The 16,978-nt window shown below is 68.2% G+C and carries 16 protein-coding genes; 10 read left to right on the forward strand and 6 right to left on the reverse strand.

Going from position 1 to position 16,978, the window contains the following annotated elements; translation table 11 throughout:
* Positions 1 to 13 precede the first annotated feature (13 nt).
* Entirely contained in the window at positions 14 to 1,495 is a 1,482-nt protein-coding gene (locus tag OG876_RS32090; RefSeq protein ID WP_328520419.1) for an SDR family oxidoreductase, read from the reverse strand.
* A gap of 227 nt (positions 1,496 to 1,722) precedes the next feature.
* Here OG876_RS32090 and OG876_RS32095 point away from each other — a divergent pair, with 227 nt between their 5' ends.
* Complete coding sequence (locus OG876_RS32095) at positions 1,723 to 2,067, forward strand: hypothetical protein (protein ID WP_328520420.1); 345 nt, start codon at positions 1,723 to 1,725, stop codon at positions 2,065 to 2,067.
* A gap of 1 nt (position 2,068) precedes the next feature.
* Here OG876_RS32095 and OG876_RS32100 read toward each other — a convergent pair whose 3' ends face one another.
* Positions 2,069 to 3,472, reverse strand: a complete 1,404-nt coding sequence (locus OG876_RS32100) for an MFS transporter (RefSeq protein ID WP_328520421.1) — start codon at positions 3,470 to 3,472, stop codon at positions 2,069 to 2,071.
* 47 nt (positions 3,473 to 3,519) lie between these two features.
* Here OG876_RS32100 and OG876_RS32105 point away from each other — a divergent pair, with 47 nt between their 5' ends.
* The 4 genes from OG876_RS32105 to OG876_RS32120 all read left to right on the forward strand — a co-directional run bounded on the left by OG876_RS32105 (position 3,520) and on the right by OG876_RS32120 (position 6,349).
* The gene (locus OG876_RS32105; RefSeq protein ID WP_328520422.1) at positions 3,520 to 3,954 is read left to right on the forward strand and encodes a MarR family winged helix-turn-helix transcriptional regulator; all 435 of its coding nucleotides are present in this window, start codon (positions 3,520 to 3,522) and stop codon (positions 3,952 to 3,954) included.
* Positions 3,955 to 4,020: 66 nt separating this feature from the next.
* Entirely contained in the window at positions 4,021 to 4,335 is a 315-nt protein-coding gene (locus OG876_RS32110; protein WP_328520423.1) for an antibiotic biosynthesis monooxygenase family protein, read from the forward strand.
* A gap of 59 nt (positions 4,336 to 4,394) precedes the next feature.
* Positions 4,395 to 5,165, forward strand: a complete 771-nt coding sequence (locus OG876_RS32115; protein WP_328520424.1) for a polysaccharide deacetylase family protein — start codon at positions 4,395 to 4,397, stop codon at positions 5,163 to 5,165.
* Positions 5,162 to 6,349 carry a YncE family protein gene (locus OG876_RS32120; protein ID WP_328520425.1) on the forward strand — a complete coding sequence of 396 codons (1,188 nt, stop codon included), beginning with the start codon at positions 5,162 to 5,164 and terminating at the stop codon, positions 6,347 to 6,349. The genes OG876_RS32115 and OG876_RS32120 overlap by 4 nt, the downstream gene beginning before the upstream one ends.
* Positions 6,350 to 6,375: 26 nt before the next feature.
* Here OG876_RS32120 and OG876_RS32125 read toward each other — a convergent pair whose 3' ends face one another.
* From OG876_RS32125 to OG876_RS32135, 3 genes are read right to left on the reverse strand one after another with little or no spacing between them, the layout of a single operon-like run.
* On the reverse strand, positions 6,376 to 7,632 hold the full coding sequence (locus tag OG876_RS32125; RefSeq protein WP_328520426.1) for a COG4705 family protein: 1,257 nt from the start codon (positions 7,630 to 7,632) through the stop codon (positions 6,376 to 6,378).
* Positions 7,633 to 7,679: 47 nt separating this feature from the next.
* On the reverse strand, positions 7,680 to 8,936 hold the full coding sequence (locus tag OG876_RS32130) for an ATP-binding protein (protein WP_328520427.1): 1,257 nt from the start codon (positions 8,934 to 8,936) through the stop codon (positions 7,680 to 7,682).
* On the reverse strand, positions 8,927 to 9,580 hold the full coding sequence (locus tag OG876_RS32135; RefSeq protein WP_328520428.1) for a response regulator transcription factor: 654 nt from the start codon (positions 9,578 to 9,580) through the stop codon (positions 8,927 to 8,929). The genes OG876_RS32130 and OG876_RS32135 overlap by 10 nt, the downstream gene beginning before the upstream one ends.
* A gap of 161 nt (positions 9,581 to 9,741) precedes the next feature.
* Between OG876_RS32135 and OG876_RS32140 the strand changes: the two genes are divergently transcribed.
* From OG876_RS32140 to OG876_RS32150, 3 genes are read left to right on the forward strand one after another with little or no spacing between them, the layout of a single operon-like run.
* Positions 9,742 to 10,326: a glycosyltransferase gene (locus tag OG876_RS32140; RefSeq protein WP_442914193.1), complete on the forward strand. Its 585-nt coding sequence runs from the start codon at positions 9,742 to 9,744 to the stop codon at positions 10,324 to 10,326.
* The gene (locus tag OG876_RS32145; RefSeq protein WP_328520430.1) at positions 10,326 to 11,096 is read left to right on the forward strand and encodes a polysaccharide deacetylase family protein; all 771 of its coding nucleotides are present in this window, start codon (positions 10,326 to 10,328) and stop codon (positions 11,094 to 11,096) included. The genes OG876_RS32140 and OG876_RS32145 overlap by 1 nt, the downstream gene beginning before the upstream one ends.
* Positions 11,097 to 11,140: 44 nt before the next feature.
* Entirely contained in the window at positions 11,141 to 12,601 is a 1,461-nt protein-coding gene (locus OG876_RS32150; RefSeq protein ID WP_328520431.1) for an LCP family protein, read from the forward strand.
* 48 nt (positions 12,602 to 12,649) lie between these two features.
* Here OG876_RS32150 and OG876_RS32155 read toward each other — a convergent pair whose 3' ends face one another.
* A complete protein-coding gene (locus OG876_RS32155; protein ID WP_328520432.1) occupies positions 12,650 to 13,642 on the reverse strand; it encodes a calcium-binding protein in 993 nt (330 codons plus the stop codon).
* A gap of 266 nt (positions 13,643 to 13,908) precedes the next feature.
* Here OG876_RS32155 and OG876_RS32160 point away from each other — a divergent pair, with 266 nt between their 5' ends.
* Together OG876_RS32160 and OG876_RS32165 are read left to right on the forward strand one after the other, a co-directional pair.
* A complete protein-coding gene (locus tag OG876_RS32160; RefSeq protein ID WP_328520433.1) occupies positions 13,909 to 14,766 on the forward strand; it encodes a serine/threonine-protein kinase in 858 nt (285 codons plus the stop codon).
* A gap of 265 nt (positions 14,767 to 15,031) precedes the next feature.
* Positions 15,032 to 16,975, forward strand: a complete 1,944-nt coding sequence (locus OG876_RS32165; protein WP_442914040.1) for a glycoside hydrolase family 15 protein — start codon at positions 15,032 to 15,034, stop codon at positions 16,973 to 16,975.
* Positions 16,976 to 16,978 lie beyond the last annotated feature (3 nt).

Consider the following 16,978-nt stretch of genomic DNA (forward strand, 5'->3'; position numbering starts at 1 on the left):
ACGGGGGGGACGGTCAGCCCTCGGGCCTCGAGGCGCGTGTGGCGGCGGAGGCGATGTTGCGTTGCATGCCGCCGAAGACGAGGCCGTGGAAGGGTTTGATCGCCCACCAGTACAGGTGGCCGGGCAGGCCGTGTGGATGGAACAGCGCGCGCTGACGGAAGACGGTGTTACCCGCCCCGTCGCGGTCGACGACGAGTTCGAGCCAGGCCAGGCCGGGCAGCCGCATCTCGGCGCGCAGACGGAGGAGCTTATGGTCCTCGATCTCTTCGACGCGCCACCAGTCGAGCGGATCCCCCACCGACAGGTCACGTGGATTGCGCCGGCCGCGGCGCAGCCCCGGACCACCGAACAGCCGGTCCAGCACGCCGCGCGCCGCCCAACCGAGGCGCCACGAGTACCAGCCGTTGCCGCCGCCGATGCCCTCGATCACCCTCCACAGCCGATCGGGGCTCGCGGGTACGACGCTCTCGCGTTCGTCGACGTACAAGGAACCGCCCGACCAGTCCGGGTCACTCGGCAGCGGATCGCTCGGTGCGCCGGGCGTTGAGGCGGATGCCCAGGTGGTTGTCACGTCCAGGTCGCGGACCCGCGTGAGCGCGAGTTCCACCGCCCGATCGAAGCCGATCAGTCCGGACTCCGGATCGGGGACGTACTTGGCGATGTCGTGCTCCTTGCAGACGACCTCGTGGACCAGGCTGTCGACGAGCGGTCTGGCGATGCTGCTCGGCACGGGCGTGACCAGGCCGACCCAGTGACTCGACAGCGACGGCGTGAGCAGCGGCAGCAGGACGATACGCCGTTGGTTGAGGTGGGCAACCTTCGCGTAGCGCTGCATCATGTCGCGATAGGTGAGGACATCGGGCCCGCCGACGTCGAACCCGCGGCTGACGTCGGCCGGCATCGATGCGCTGCCGACCAGATAGTGCAGGACGTCACGCACGGCGATCGGCTGGATCCGCGTGCTGAGCCAACGCGGGGTGACCATCACCGGCAGGCGGTCGGTCAGGTGCCGCAGCATCTCGAACGATGCCGAGCCGGAACCGAGAATCACGGCCGCGCGCAGCACGGTGACCGGTACCCCGGAGGCCAGCAGGATCTCGCCGACCTCGCGCCGGGAATCCAGGTGCGGCGAGAGTTCCTCGCCTTCGGGGTAGAGGCCGCCGAGGTAGACGATCCGGGGTACGCCGGCCTCCCTGGCCGCCGTCCCGAACGTCAAGGCGTTGTGGCGGTCGCGCGCCGCGAACCGACGGCCCGTACCGAGGGAGTGGATCAAGTAGTACGCGACGTCAACGCCGTCCATGGCCGCCCCGAGTTGCCGCGCGTCCCCGGCATCCGCCTCGACGATCTCGACCTCGTCGTACCAGGGCCGATCCCGGAGGCGGCGCGGGTTGCGCGCCATCGCGCGGACCCGGAACCCGGCCTCCAGCAACTCCGGCACGAGCCGGCCACCGATATACCCCGTGACTCCGGTGACAAGCGCGAGACGTTGATCCATGTCTCCCGGTGCCCGGAGTGCACCGATTGATGCGCAATGTCTCCGCCTGCCTGCGAAGGGTGAGTTCTGGTCGCGGTGCGCGTTCGGGTGGTTGCTGTGGGCATCTGATCCTCGGCCGGCGTGGGATTTGGTGGTCGCATGTGCCGCGGTCTCGTCGTACATTCGTGTGCGTACCGGCTGCGGGGGAACTGGGGAGTGGAACGCAGGTGCCGAGGGGAGGTACGACGTTGCTGAATCAACAACACCGGGAGACATGGTCGGCGCTGCCGGACGGATCGATCCCGTTCTACGGCAGTTATCCGCTACCGGGGATGCCCGGCGGCGATCCACCGCTGGCGCCCTTCGGCTGGGGCCCCGAGCTCGACGACGACCGGGAGTACTCTCTCGGCCACGGCGAGCCGCCGCGCCGGGGCCTGCTCATCGGCCTACTCGTCATCTGCAGCCTGGTCATCGCAGGCATGGCGACCGTCCTGGCAACGCGGCGAGGCGATTCGCCCCCCGCGCCGCCCACGGCTGCAGCCCAGCTATCTGTTGCTCACAGCAACTACCATCCGCCGGCGCTCCGCGGGTGAGCTACCAGCTGCCCCGGTGGTCGGGGACCAGGAAGGTGAGCGGGATCATCAGCAGCAGGATCGCGGCGAAGACGACGAAGCTGTAGGCCTGGGCGGTACCGCTGTTCGCGGAATGGGTGAGGATCGTCGTGGTGATCGAGACGGCCACGATCCCGCCCGACTGACGGAACATCCCGCGCAGTCCGGCGATCGCCGAGATCTGGTCCGGAGCCAGTTGCAGGCTGGCGTTGTTCGAAGCCGGGATCGAGAGGCCCATCCCGATGCCGGTGATCCCCGCGGCCATCGCCAGCCACGCGTACGGCGTGAGTCCGTGCGGAGGCAGCGACATCACGGTCATCCCGGCCGCGACCAGCACGAAGCCGCCGATCATCGGGGCCCGATAGCCGGTACGGCGGAGAGCGAACACGGCCAGACCGGCGACGCAGATCATCCCGACCGCCCGTGCGGTCAGCAACGTCCCGGCCTGGAGTGGCTGGATGCCGTAGCGGGACTCGGCGTACAGCGGGACGAGTGCGCCGAAACCCAGCATGGCCGCGCCGAAGAGGAAGTTGATCGTGTTCATCGCCCCGAAGCCGCGGCCGCGCAGCAGGCTGATCGGGATGAACGGCGCCGCGTGCCGGTTGGCGTGCCGGACGAACAGGACGCCGAGCGTGAGCGCGAGCGCCATCGACGCGATGAACAGTGGATCGGTCGGCTCCGCGCCGCTGCCGCCGAGCGAACTGATCCCGAACATGCCGAAGAGCAGCGTCAACGCCAGCAGTGCGGCGCCGGCGCCGTCGACCCGGGCGGCGGCCTTCGGGGTGCTGCTCGGGATGAACCGCAGGCCGAGCAGGATCAGCAGCAGACCGATCGGGATGTTCACGACGAAGATCTCGCGCCAGGACCAGTAGGTGACGATGATGCCGCCGATGATCGGGCCGATGATGCCGCCGATCGGGAAGATCGAGGTGAACATGCCGATCGCCCGGTCCCGGTCGCGACCGAACTGTTCGGCGACGATGCCGGTGGCGGTCGGCATGAACGCGCCGCCGCCCATCGCCTGGAGAGCGCGGAACACCACCAGCAGGTAGATGTTGTCGGCCAGGCTGCAGGCCAGTGAGGCGATGGTGAACAGCGCCGCGGCGCCGAGGAAGACCTTCTTGCGCCCGAACTGGTCCCCGAGCCGGCCGGCCAGCGGCATGACGATGATCTGGCCGAGCGCGTAGATCGTGATCGTCCAGCCGCTCCAGGTCAGCGGAGCGTTCAGGTCGCCGCGGATGGCATTGAGCGCGGTCGCCACTATGGTCTGATCGATCGAGGCCATCAGCAGAGCGATCGCGACGATGCCGAAGACGAGGCGCCGGTGGGCCAGTGGCTCGTCCGCGGCCGGCTCGGCGATCAGTGCGGGTGTTCTCGACGGTTCCATCGATGAACAAGACTACATTGCTTGCTGGCAGGCAATAAAGGGGTGACATGACTGACACCGAGACGTTGAGCAAGCTCCGTGGGGTGATCTCCAAGCTGGCGCGGGAGCTCAACGCCACGGCGACCGACGAGGGCCTGACACCGACCCAGGCCTCCGTGCTCGGCCTGATCACGTTCCGCGGCCCGCTCGGCCTGACCGAGTTGGCGCAGCTCGAAGGCCTCAACCCCACCATGCTGTCCCGGGTGGTCGGCAGACTCACCGAGCTCGGCCTCATCCAGCGCGACCCGAACCCCGACGACCTCCGCGCCGTCCGGGTCGAGGCGACCGACGCGGGCCGTCAGCTGCACGAGCGCGTCAAACTCCTCCGCACACAAGCGATCGGCGCCTGCCTCGACCAGCTCCCCGAGCAGTCCGCCCAAACCATCATCAACGCCCTCCCAGCCCTCGAAGAACTAGCCCAAACCCTCCGCACCAGCCGCTGACCCACGGACGTCCGCACCGCCTGGAGGACTCCGGTTGGGGGTCCGGGTTCGGCGTACGGTGGGGGGATGATTGCGCGGATGTGGCGGGGGTGGGTGCCGACTGAGAAGGCGGCTGAGTACGTCGAGATCGTGGAGCGGACCGGGATGGCGGGGTATCGGAGTACGCCGGGGAACGAGGGGGCTCAGCTGCTCAGCCGCGATCTCGGTGACGGACGGACCGAGATCGTCACGCTGAGCTGGTGGAGCGACCTCGATCAGATCCGGGCCTTCGCCGGTGACGACATCGACCATGCCAAGTACTACCCGGAAGACGATGCGTACCTGCTCGACCGGGAGGCCACGGTGTCGCACTTCGAGGTTGCGCCCCCATCGTCACCATGAGGCCGCCGTGGCCGAGAAGTTTTGCCTTCCTTTGGTGTTGCCTTCGCTAGCTTCGAGGCATGCCTCTGGATCGGCGGACTGTCCTGCGTTCGAGTCTTCTGGCCATGGGTGGCGCCGCGGCCGCCGGCTGCACGCCTCACGCGCAGGCTCCGGCCAGCACTCCAAGCCCGTCCAGTACGCCGTCGGAGACACCAGCCCAGCCGAGTCAGCCGGCCAGGCCACAGCCGACTGCTGCGGTCGAGGTGGGTCATGGACCGCGTGCGGTGCGCAAGGTGGCGTTGACGTTCCACGGCAACGGCGACCCGGCTCTCGCCGAGCGGCTGCTCGCACTGGTCGAAGGCCACGCCGTCCGGATCAGCGTGCTCGCTGTCGGCACCTGGCTGGTGAGCCACCCCGACATGGCCACACGGATCCTGCACGGTCGGCACGACCTGGGCAACCACACCATGCATCACAGGCCGATGCGCACACTCGGCTCAGCCGACGCGCATCGCGAGGTCGGCGACTGCGCGGCAGTGCTTCGCCATACGGCGAACTCGGAGGGCCGCTGGTTCCGCGCGTCGGGGACGCAGCGCACGACACCACTGATCCGATCGGCGGCGGCCGCGGCCGGCTACGACACCTGCGTCTCGTACGACGTCGACGGGTTGGACTGGCGGGACCCACCGGCGGACACGGTCGTCCGTGCGGTCCTCGACGGAGTCCAGCCGGGCTCGATCGTCAGTCTGCACCTCGGCCATCAGGTCACCATCGCGGCGCTGCCCCGAATCCTGGCCGGACTGTCCAGCAAGCGACTCCAGCCGGTCACCCTGACCGAGCTCCTGGCATGAAACCCCTCCGGCTCGCTCTGCTGGGAGGGCTGCTGATCGCGACCGCGTGCACCGGAAATCCCAGCGCCACCACCACCAGTGGTCCGACGTCGATCGTCACGCAGGTTCCTACGACAGGCCCCGCAAGGACGGCCACCCCGCAACTCCTGCCGGGGATGCCACCGCCGCTGTCGCCCACCGATGTCTGGGCCGCCGACCGCCCCGGCCGGTTCGCCGCCTCGGTACGCGGGATCCCGGTGCGGATCTATGTCCCGAACAGTGGCAGCAACACGGTCACCGAGATCGATCCGCGGACCTACCGGGTGATCCGGACGTTCCCGACCGCCCGGCAGCCGCAGCACGTCGTACCGTCGTGGGACCTGCGCGTCCTGTGGGTGAACAACGACCTCGGCAACAGCCTGACCCCGATCAACCCGGTCACGGGACTGCCCGGCCGCTCGGTGGCGGTCCACGATCCCTACAACCTCTACTTCACGCCGGACGGGAAACACGCGGTGGTGATGGCCTCGGCCGACCGGCGGCTGGTGTTTCTCGATCCACACACGATGGCCGCGCAGAGGTCGGTTCCGGTGCCTTGTGCCGGGGTGAACCATGCCGACTTCGCCGCCGACGGCCGGACCTTCGTGGTGTCGTGCGAGTTCTCCGGACAGCTCCTGCTGGTCGACACCGCGGCCGAGAAGATCCTGCAGGTGCTCCGGCTGCCGCAACGACGCAGGATGCCGGCTCCGATGCCGCAGGACGTGAAGCTCGCACCTGACGGGCGGGTCTACTACGTCGCGGACATGATGAGCAACGGCGTCTGGCTGGTGACTCCCCAGCCATTCGCAGTCCGCGCCTTCGTGCCGACCGGCAAGGGCGCACACGGTCTCTACGTGACCCGCGACTCGCGGCGGCTCATCGTCACCAACCGCGAGGAAGGCTCGATCTCCTTGCTCGACTTCGCCACCCGCCGAGTGGTCGCGACGTGGCGCATTCCGGGTGGCGGCAGCCCGGACATGGGTGGGGTCTCGCCGGACGGGGCCGTGTTGTGGGTCTCGGGCCGCTACAACGCCGTCGTGTACGCGATCCGGCTCCGTGACGGCCGGCTGCTCGCCCGGATCAAGGTGGGCAGTGGACCGCACGGACTCGCCGTCTTCCCGCAGCCCGGCAGGTACTCGCTCGGTCACACCGGCGTCTTCCGCTGACAGCAACCGAGCGGCACCTGGCCGGATCAGCCCATTGTCTTCACGAGCGCCTGGATCGCCTTCTTCTCGGCCGCCGGGTCCTTGCTGTCCCGGACCGAGGTGAAGAGCGCGTCGTTCTGGCTGTCGATGAAGTCCCAGGCCTTCCCGTCGAGCGGCTTGAGCCTGGTCTCGTCGTCGTCCCAAGCCTTCTCGTAGGCGTCGACGGCGTTGTTGAGGCCGGCCTGGTCGCCCTTGGCGAGGTCGGCGTCCATGCCACGGACCAGGGTGCGGAACCCGGCTACGTCAGCGGCGGGGAAATGCGAGGTCGCCTGCTGGGAGGTCAGGTGGACGTTCGCCTCCGCCGGGTTCGGGCCTTCGCCCTCGGCCGCCGCGTTCGCGTGCGGCTGTGCGGACGCCCAGTTCAGCAGGATGCCGGCCGCGATCGTGGCAGCTGTCATGACGCCGACGAGCGGCCACTCGCGGCGCGGCTGGTGGTACTTCGCCCCGCGTTCGCGGTGCTGGTGGCCCTCGATGACATCGGTCTTGGTGAGGGTCAGGTAGACGACCGTCGCCAGAATCGCGCACAGGAAGATGATGCTGGTGACCAGCGTTCCCAGGCCCAGGCCTTGGTCGGGGACCTTCGGGGAGGCCAGCCAGTCGCCCAGGTTCGCGCCCAGCGGACGGGTCAGGATGTACGCCAGCCAGAAGGCCAGGACGGGGTTCGCGCCCAGTCGCCAGCAGCCGACGATGATCGCGATCAGGGCCAGCGGAAGGAGGACCGACACGCCGGGGCTCCAGCCGGTCAGCTCGAGGGTCCAGTCGCCGGCCGCGGTGCCGAGCGCGAAGGTGACCAGGACGGCAAGCCAGTAGAAGCCCTCGCGGGGCCGCGTGACGATGCTGTGGATCGAGAGGGTGCGCTCGCGGGCCCACCAGATGCCGAACACGACCGCAAGGCCCAGCGCGAAGACCGACGTACTGATCCACAGCGGTACGCCGAGCTGGTCGGTGAGGATGTCCGTGTAGAGCGTGCCGGTGACGCTGACGACCACGACGGTGAGCCAGTAGGCGGCCGGCTTGTACCGGGACGTGCTCACCTGCCAGCCCAGGACCACGGCGAAGACCACGGTGAAGATGATCGCGGTGGCGACGAGTCCGACGCCCAGCTGCATGTTGATCCAGTCGGCGAAGCTCTCGCCGACGGTGGTGCAGAGGATCTTGATGAGCCAGAACCAGATAGTGACCTCGGGCACCTTGTTCAGCAGCACCCGGGGTGCGGCCGTACGGGATGCGGTATTGGTTGTCATGCGGCCACGCTTGCGCAAAGCACCTGCACGCAACCTGACTGCCGCCGTCAGGCCCGCGGGAACCGCACCTCGACGTGTCCGCGTCCGTCGGCGACCGCCCGTACGCCGAGGCCGGTCGCGGCCGCGATCCGGCGGACCACGGCGAGGCCGAGCCCGTGTCCGTCCGCACCGCTGTGACCGGGCGCGAAGACGCGTTCGAGATCGTCCGGTCCGAAGCCCGGCCCGTCGTCGAGGACATGGACGACGACACTGTCGCCGGCCACCTCTGCCTGGAGGGACGCAGTCGTCCTGGCGTGCCGGGTCGCGTTGTCGATCAGAGGCGCCAGTACAGCGGTCACCACCTCGGCGGGGACCGCCACCTCGAGCTCGGCTGGGACGTCGATCTGTACGTCGCGGCCCTCGGATACGTGATGCAGGACCAAGGCGAGCCGGCAGGACGCTTCTCCGCGCATGCGAGACCGGGCGGCATCGAGGATCGCACTCACCGCGGCACTGAGCCGGTCCGTCTCGGCGAGGACGACGTGCGGTACGACGTGGGTTCCCGAGAGTTCGGCAAGTTGGGCCTCGCCGCGCAGTACGGTCATCGGCGTCCGCAGCTCGTGGGCGATCTCGTCGGTCAGCCGCCGCTCGTCGGCGATCGTGTCCGAGACCCGGTCGAGGAGCCGGTCGAAGGTCTGGGCCAGCTCGCCGAACTCGTCGCGGGCCGGCCCCAGGCCGAAGCGCCGACCAGGGTCGTGGTCCCCCCACTCGTCGGCCAGCGCAGACATCTGATGGACGACACGCAAGGCCCGGCTGACGCCGAGGTAGGCGACGAAGCCCGCGAGTACGACGGCGAGACCGCCGAGCACGAGCGACATCAGCAAGCTGCGCTGCTCCGCGTTCTCGTACGGCGCGAGGTCCACCGTCACGACGACGGTGACCGGATGCCCGTGCACCGGCAGCGGTTCGGCGTACAGGAGGTAGTGACCAGTCGTCTGGAACTCGGCTCGGGTGGAGCTGCCCAGCCGGTCGACGATCCCGAGCATGGGGGAGTGGGCCGCTCCGTCGATGAGCCGGCCGTCGGCATAGACCCAGGCGACAGTGTCGAACGCGTCGCCGGTGCCCTCGACGAGCCTGACTGTTCCGTTGTGAACCTGGACAGTCGATGCGACGGCTTCGGCTCGTGTGCGCGCCAGCGTTCGGGTATCGGCGTCGGTCGCCCGGGTGAGCAGGACGTGGCTCAGCACCACGAGTACGGCGACGACCAGCGTCGCGGTCAGGACCGCGAGCGAGACGATTCGACCCCGGAAGCCGGTCAGTCCCATCGGTAGCCGACTCCGCGCACGGTCGCGACGCGGCCGGCGACACCCAGCCGATCGAGCTTCACGCGCAGTCGCCGCAGGTAGGAATCCAGGGTGTTCTCGCTGACATAAGCACCGTGCGGCCACCCGGCGGCGACCAGCGCGTGGCGGCGTACGACCTCGCCGGGAACCGAGATCAGCCGGCCCAGCAGCCGGAACTCGGTCGGCGTGAGTGATGCACCGGCGTCGCCCCGGCGTACCTCGTGGCTGGTCGGGTCGAGGACCACCTCGTCGACGGCGACAGCGACCGTGGTCCGGCGCAGCAGTGCGCGGATCCGCACCAGCAACTCCGGGACGTCGAAGGGTTTGGTGAGGTAGTCGTCGGCTCCGGCTTCGAAGCCGCTCACCTTGTGGTGCATGCCGCCCAGCGCGGTGAGCATCAGCACCGGGGCGTGCACCCCGTGCGCACGGAGGGCCAGGCAGACGTCCCGGCCGTCGGCGTCGGGCAGGCCGATGTCCAGGATCACGACCTGAGGGGCCGGGTCGAGCCGGGCGAGAAGATCGGAACCTTTCGCCGTGGCAACGACCGCGTGACCGTCGCCTTCCAGGGCTCGCCGAAGCAACCCGCGCAGCGCCCGGTCGTCCTCACAGACAGCGATCCTGGCCATAGCCAGAACCGTAACCGGTCGGTTGCTGGAGGCAAATGTAGTTGCTCAGCGTCCTCTCAGCCCCGCCTCGCCAGGATGGCGAGGTGCTGCTCGTGCGACGTAGGCGGACGTCAGAAGCCCCCTGCGACCTCACCACGGACGCGGTCGGGCCTAGGTTCAGTGTGGTGATCCCCGCCTTCAACGAGGAACGACTCATCGGGGACTGCCTGCAGTCGCTGGCCCGACAAGACTTCACCGGCGGGCACGAGGTGATCGTGGTCGACAACAACTGCACCGACGACACGGCGGAGATCGCCCGCCTGTACGGCGCGATCGTCGTACGCGAGGAGACGCCGGGCGTCTGCGCGGCGCGCCACCGTGGCACGCTCACGGCCCGCGGACAGATCGTCGTGTCGAGCGACGCCGACACCGTGTTCGGCGCTGGTTGGCTGTCCCGCATCGCTCAGACGTTCCGGCAGCTGAGGTCACGCGGCCGGATCGCCTTCGACCGGTGCAACCCCACCCTCACCTCGGCGCGCCGGCTGACGCAGGGCCTGGCGTACAACGTCGTCGTATCGTTCTTGTTCTACTACGTTCTCGCCGTCACCCTGAACCACGCGACCGGGCGCGCTGTCATCGGCACCGCTCCCGCCTTCCGGAATGATCGGTCCCGGCCGGTTTCACGGCGTTACCGGTTGAGCGGTTTGGGTTGGCTGACCGTGGCCGCCGCTGCCACGGCGCTGACGGCCCGACTGATGGACAACTGATGGGCAGCGCAACGAGATCGTCCAAAGCCCCGCGGTACGTCGCCGGGCTGACGGTGGGTGCGGCGGCGGCCTATTGGCTGATGATGTCGCCCTACTCGCAGACGCTCGGCCCGTTCCCGTACCGCGGCCCCGCCGACCGGTATGTCGTCGCCCTCACCTTCGATGACGGCCCGAACGAGCCGCACACGTCGCAACTCGCGGACTACCTCGACCGCGAGGGCATCCGGGCGACGTTCTTCCAGGTAGGTCGAGCCGTTCAGCGCTATCCCGAGGTGACGACCCGGCTGGCGTCCGCAGGTCATGTGATCGGCCTTCACGGTCACACCCACCACTTCACCCAGTACCTACGCCGCAGCACCCTCGCCGAGGACCTGGACCAAGGGATGGCTGCCTTCGCCCAGCTCGGGATCCGGCCGGCGCTCTACCGGCCGCCCTGGCTGCTGCGGATCCCTGCGCTTCACGGCCTGCTGCGGGACCGCGGGCTCGAGGTGGTGTCCGGCGAGTTCTGCCACCCGCTCGAGGTGGCTCAGCCCAGTCCCGAACGCATCGCCCGGCTCGCTGTGCGGGTCACTCACCCCGGCTCCATCATCATTTTCCATGACGGCCGTGATGGCAAAGGCGGCGACCGGGCCGCCACCGTCGACGCGGTCAAGGTGGTCGTCGACCGGCTCCGCGACAAGGGGTACGGCTTCGTCACCGTCGATCGCCTCCTCGGCGTACCCGCCTATCAAGATCCCTTTGCCGGCTCCGGGCGTTGGACCGAGAGATGAGCACACACGCCCGGCGGGCACGGAGTAGTCGCCGTACAAGGTCGATGCCCAGCGCAATTGCGCTCACGCTGGTCAGCGCCTTGATCCCGGGTTCTGGGTTGTTGATGGGTGGGCGGAAGAAGCTGGGTGCGTTCGTGCTGACGATCAGCGTCGGGTTGCTGCTGATCGCCGCGTACGTCGGTCTGACGCGACGGGACTCGATTCTGGCGTTCGCGGTGTCGCCGCGGCAGTTGCTGATCGCGACCGCGGCCGTCGTGGTGCTGGGTGTGTGCTGGATCTGGATAGTGGTTGCCTCGCACAAGCTGCTGCGCCCGGTCAGCATGACTTACACCGGGCGGCTGGTGGGGTCGATGTTCGTCGGGTTGTTGTGCTTCGCTATCGCGGTGCCGACGACGGTGGCGGCGCAGACGGTGATGGCGCAGCGCGACCTGGTCGGGAGCGTGTTCCAGTCCGAGGGCAACTCCAAGAGCGCGACCCGGCCGAAGGTGGACAACAACAAGGACCCGTGGGCCAAGACGCCCCGGTTGAATCTGCTGCTGCTGGGTGCTGACGACGGTGTCGGGCGGACCGGGGTGCGGACCGACACGGTGATCGTGGCCAGTATCGACACCAGGACCGGTGACACGGCGCTGATCTCGTTGAGCCGGAACTGGATGCGGATGCCGTTCCCGGCGGATTCGCCGCTGCACAAGGTGTATCCGGACGGTTTCTGGGATCCGAGGCTGGGCAATGTCGAGCAGCCGGAGTATTACCTGGACTCGATGTATGACAACGTCCCGAGGCAGCATCCGGGGATTCTGGGTCAGACCGACAACGAGGGCGCCGACGTGGTGAAGTTGGCCGCGAGTGCCGCGTTGGGGCTGGACATCGACTACTACATGCAGGTCAACCTGGCCGGGTTCCGGCAGATCATCGACGCGGTCGGCGGGATCACGGTGAACGTGAACTACCGGGTGCCGATCGGCGGCGACTACGGCGACGGTCCGGGGTCGAACACGGCGAAGAAGCCGTCGGGCTACATCGAGCCGGGCCCGAACCAGAAGCTCGACGGCTACCACGCGTTGTGGTTCGCCCGGGGCCGCTACGGCCTGAGTGACCCGTCGCGGCAGGAGCGGCAGCGGTGCACGATCCATGCGCTGGTGAACAGCGTGAACCCGGCCACGTTGGTGACGAAGTATCAGCAGATCGCCTCGGCCGGTAAGCAGTTGCTGCGTACCGACATCCCGCAGGAGATCCTGCCGGCGTTCATCCAGCTCGGCTTGAAGGTGAAGAGCGCGAACGTCACCAACGTCGACCTGGACAAGACCAAGAACTTCCCGACCGGCAAGAACCCCGACTACACCGCGATGCAGGAGATCATCCAGAAGGCCATCGCCCCGAAGACCAAGCCGGTCTCCACCCCGCCGAAGAAGCCCGGCACGAAAACCACGGCCACCCCGACAGCACCAGCCGGCACACCACAGAACCTCACCGACGCCTGCGCCTACAACCCCACCGGTAAGTGACGAACACCGACCCGGCGTCCGCGATAGGGCGGACGCCGGGTGGTGGGGTCAGAGGATGCTGAGGGTGATCGTGCCTCGCGCCAGCCCGCGGGTGGCGACCGTGTCGCGGCCGGCCTGCGTGTCGACGGTCAGGTGGTCGGTCGGTTCCGCGTTCTTCAGCCGTACGTCGGCCCGCAGTCCCGACACCCGCACGTTCCCGGCGGAACCGGAGACCTGGATGTGGTCCCGGCCGGCGGTGCCCGTGACGGTCACGGCGTCGACGGCCGAGTCGCCGCCGCTGGTGTTGAGCTGCGCACCGAGGTCGACGTCGACCCTCTGAACATCGGTGCCGCGCAGATCGCCGACGGTGACCGTGTCGGCGCCGCCGAGTGCGTTCAGCGCGACCCGCTCGACGTCATCGGTGTCCATCACGATGTTGCCCAGGTCCCGGGTGAACCGCAGTCGCGGACCGTTGGCGGAGGCAACGAACTTCTCCGCGCCGGCCGCACCGTTGAACACCATGGTGTCCTGGCCGCGACCGCCCTCGATCACGTCGCTGCCGTCGCCCGGATCCCAGATGAACTTGTCGTTGCCGTCGCCGAGCAGCGCCGTGTCGGTACCACGGTTCCCGTCGACCACGTCGTTCCCGGCGCCGGTGCGGATCAGTTCGTTGCCGCTGCCACCGAATACGGTGTCGTTGCCGTCACCGGTGTCGATGATCGTGAACGGCTGCACCTCGGCGCCGTAGTCGATCCGTACGGTGTCGTCGCCACCCCGGCTGGTGACCTGGATCTGGCCGAAGTCGCTCCGCTTCACGGTGCGCTTCGCCGTACCGTCACCGAAGTCGACCTCGAGAACCGACGTGTCGGCAGCCGGCACGCTCAGCGTGATGTGGTCCGCGTGGTTCGTGCCGGTGACGATCAGCTGGCCGGTGTCGATCGCGACGCTGCCCGAGGGCGTCGCGGATGCCGGGCCGGCCAGACTGACGGCGATGCCTGCGCTGAGAGCCGCGGCGGCCGCCGCGCTCAGGCTCCGCCGGATACGTCTCGTCGTGCTGCTCATGATGTGGGTCCCTCCCTGTTGATCACGGCGGTCCCGGATCGGAACGCCGGTTTGTATGGGGCCTATACGGGCGTCATCGCCGGCGGGTTCACCGCATATCTCCAAGAGTTTTCGACGCACCCGTTCCAAGAAGTTGCCGAGGGCACCTAAAGACAGAAGTGTCCGGGACGATCGGAATTCTCAGCGGTCCAAGGTCGAACCGGATCGGCTCGACGTCCGTATTGAGAGCACGAGAGGCGTATCAGGACCGGCAAAGGCAGGCGATCATGGCAACAGTCGTGGTGGACCCACCACCGACGGTCGTCGCGCCCGGTCACCTGGTAACCGGCCGATACCGCTTGACGATGTTGCTCGGCCGCGGCGGCATGGGCCGAGTCTGGCTCGGAGAGGACGAACTGCTGCGGCGGCGAGTCGCGCTCAAGCACATGGTGCTCCCGGCCCACGCGTCCGAGCACGTCCGCGCCACGGCGCTGGCCGAGGCACGCGCGGCGGCGCGACTGAATCACCACAACGCGGTCAAGGTGTACGACGTCATCGAGGACGCCGGCGATCACTGGATCGTCATGGAACTGCTGTCCGGGCGAACCATGGCCGATGCGCTGAGGTCGGACGGACCACTCCCGGCCGCGGACGTACGGCGGATCGCGCTGCACCTGGTCGACGCACTGCGGGCCGTCCATCGTGCGGGCCTGGTGCACTCCGACGTCAAGCCGGCGAACGTCCAACTGTGCGACGACGGGCGGGTTGTCCTGATGGACTTCGGCATCGCCGCTGCCATCGACGATCAGCACACGCTGTCGAGTGAGGCGCTGGCCGGCAGTCCGGCGTACATGTCACCGGAGCGAGCCCGTGGTGACGCGGTCGGCCCGGCGTCCGACCTGTTCTCCCTGGGCGCGACATTGTTCGCGGCTGTCGAGGGGAAGTCACCCTTCGGCGCCGGCGACCCGTTCAGCACGCTGGTCGCGGTGGTCGAGGCCTCACCGGGGCCGTTCGTGAACGCCGGCCCGCTGCGCCCGATCATCGAAGCCCTGCTCGCGAAAGACCCCGCCGATCGGCTGACCGTCGACCAAACCACCGCCGCCCTCCAGCGGCAGCCTGTCGAGTCGGAATCAGAACGGAAGTAGCCGGCCCGACGGGGACCGAAGGTCGAGGTCTCTCAGGCGTCTGCGTCTGACTGTTCGAATCCGCCTCGGCCGAATCAGAACCTGCTGCATCGATTACACCTCCTTCGAAGTGGCCGCCGCGCGCCATTGTGCCGACGGTGTGTTGATCTCATTGGTAATGACGGCGTAGCCCGCCGGAATGTGACGCTCAGCCTCTTGGACTGGCGTCACAACGAGCGTTCTCCGTCATGATGGTTGGAACGACGGAGACGGGAGGGGAGTGACCTTGCCTGAGTCCCTCGCACGCACCCTCGCGACTTCCGGTGACCTGCGGGAAGGTCCGAGTCGGAGCGCACACCCACCGATTGCGGACTATGCCTTCTTGTCGGATTGCGAGTCCAACTGCCTGATAGCGCCGAGTGGTGCGGTCGAGTGGATGTGCCTGCCGCGACACGACTCACCCAGTGTGTTCGGGGCGATTCTCGACCGGGCCGCGGGGAGCTTCCGGCTCGGTCCGTACGGCGTACAGGTGCCCGCCGCACGTCGTTATCTGCCAGGCAGCCTGATGCTCGAAACGACCTGGAAGGCACCGACGGGCTGGTTGATCGTCCGTGACGCCCTGCTCATGGGTCCGTGGCACAACGTCGCCGAGCGGTCCGTGACGCACCGCCGCACACCGACCGATTACGACGCCGAACACTGTCTGCTGCGGACCGTGAAATGCGTCAGCGGCACTGTGGATCTCTCGATGGTGTGCGAACCGATGTTCGGCTATGGCCGCAAGGAAGCAACGTGGCGGTATGACGGTCCCGGCTACGGCGAGGCGGTCGCGGACTGCCCTGACCTGGATCACGACGTCACGCTGAAGCTGACGACCGATCTACGCCTCGGTCTGGAGGGCCGCACGGCCCAGGCCCGGACCAGGATGTCGCAGGGCGATACGGCGTTCGTGGCGCTCTCGTGGTCGGTTCAGTCGCCGCCGCGGACCTGGGTGGACGCCCTCGAGAGGATGGGGCGAACGGCCGAGTACTGGCGACAGTGGATGAACGTCGGTGTGTTTCCGGATCACCCGTGGAGCAGCTATCTGGCGCGCAGCGCACTCACCCTGAAGGGACTCACCTTCGCTCCCACGGGGGCACTGCTCGCCGCCGCGACGACATCCCTGCCGGAGACGCCGTACGGCGAGCGGAACTGGGACTACCGCTACTCCTGGGTCCGGGACTCCACGTTCGCGCTCTGGGGGCTCTACACCATCGGGCTCGATCGCGAGGCGAACGACTTCTTCTCGTTCCTGACCGAGATGTGCGACGGCGACCACGACATCCAGATCATGTACGGCATCGGCGGCGAGCGCGAGCTGCCCGAGCAGACCCTGGACCACCTGACCGGTTACGAAGGCGCGAGACCGATCCGGGTCGGCAATGCCGCCTACCTGCAGGGCCAGCACGACGTCTGGGGAGCCATCCTCGATTCGGTGTATCTGCATGCCAGGTCGCGCGACCAGGTGACCGAAAGCCTGTGGCCGTTCCTCAAGCGGCAGGCAGAGGCGGCTGCGAAGCACTGGCGCGAGCCCGACCAGGGGATCTGGGAATCACGCGGTGAGCCGCAGCACTTCACGTCGTCCAAGCTGATGTGCTGGGTGGCGATGGATCGTGGCGCCAAGCTGGCCCGGCTGCACGACGAGCCCGGATTCGCCGATGATTGGCAGGCGGTCGCCGACGAGATCCGTCACGACATCTGCACCAACGGTGTCGACGACAGAGGTGTCTTCGTCCAGCGGTACGGCGCCGGCACGCTCGACGCCTCGCTGTTGCTCCTGCCGTTGCTGCGGTTCCTGCCGGCTGACGATCGGCGGGTTCGCGCCACTGTGCGGGCGATTGCCGACGAACTCACCGAGGACGGCATGGTGCTGCGCTACCGCGTCTCGGAGACCGACGACGGGATGCACGGTGCGGAGGGAACGTTCACGATCTGCTCGTTCTGGCTGGTGTCCGCGCTCGTCGAGATCGGCGAACTGGACGAGGCCACCGCGCTCTGCGAGAAGCTCCTGTCCTACGCGAGCCCGCTGGGTCTGTACGCCGAGGAGATCGACCCGGTCAGCGGACGCCACCTCGGCAACTTCCCGCAGGCGTTCACCCATTTGGCCATGATCAACGCCATCACGCACATCATTCGCGCCGAGGAAGCTGTCGGCCCGAACACCTTCGTCCCCGCCCACCAGCGTCTCTGATGG

The sequence above is a fragment of the Kribbella sp. NBC_00359 genome (genome assembly GCF_036097425.1).
In the GTDB taxonomy this organism is placed as follows: Bacteria; Actinomycetota; Actinomycetes; order Propionibacteriales; family Kribbellaceae; genus Kribbella.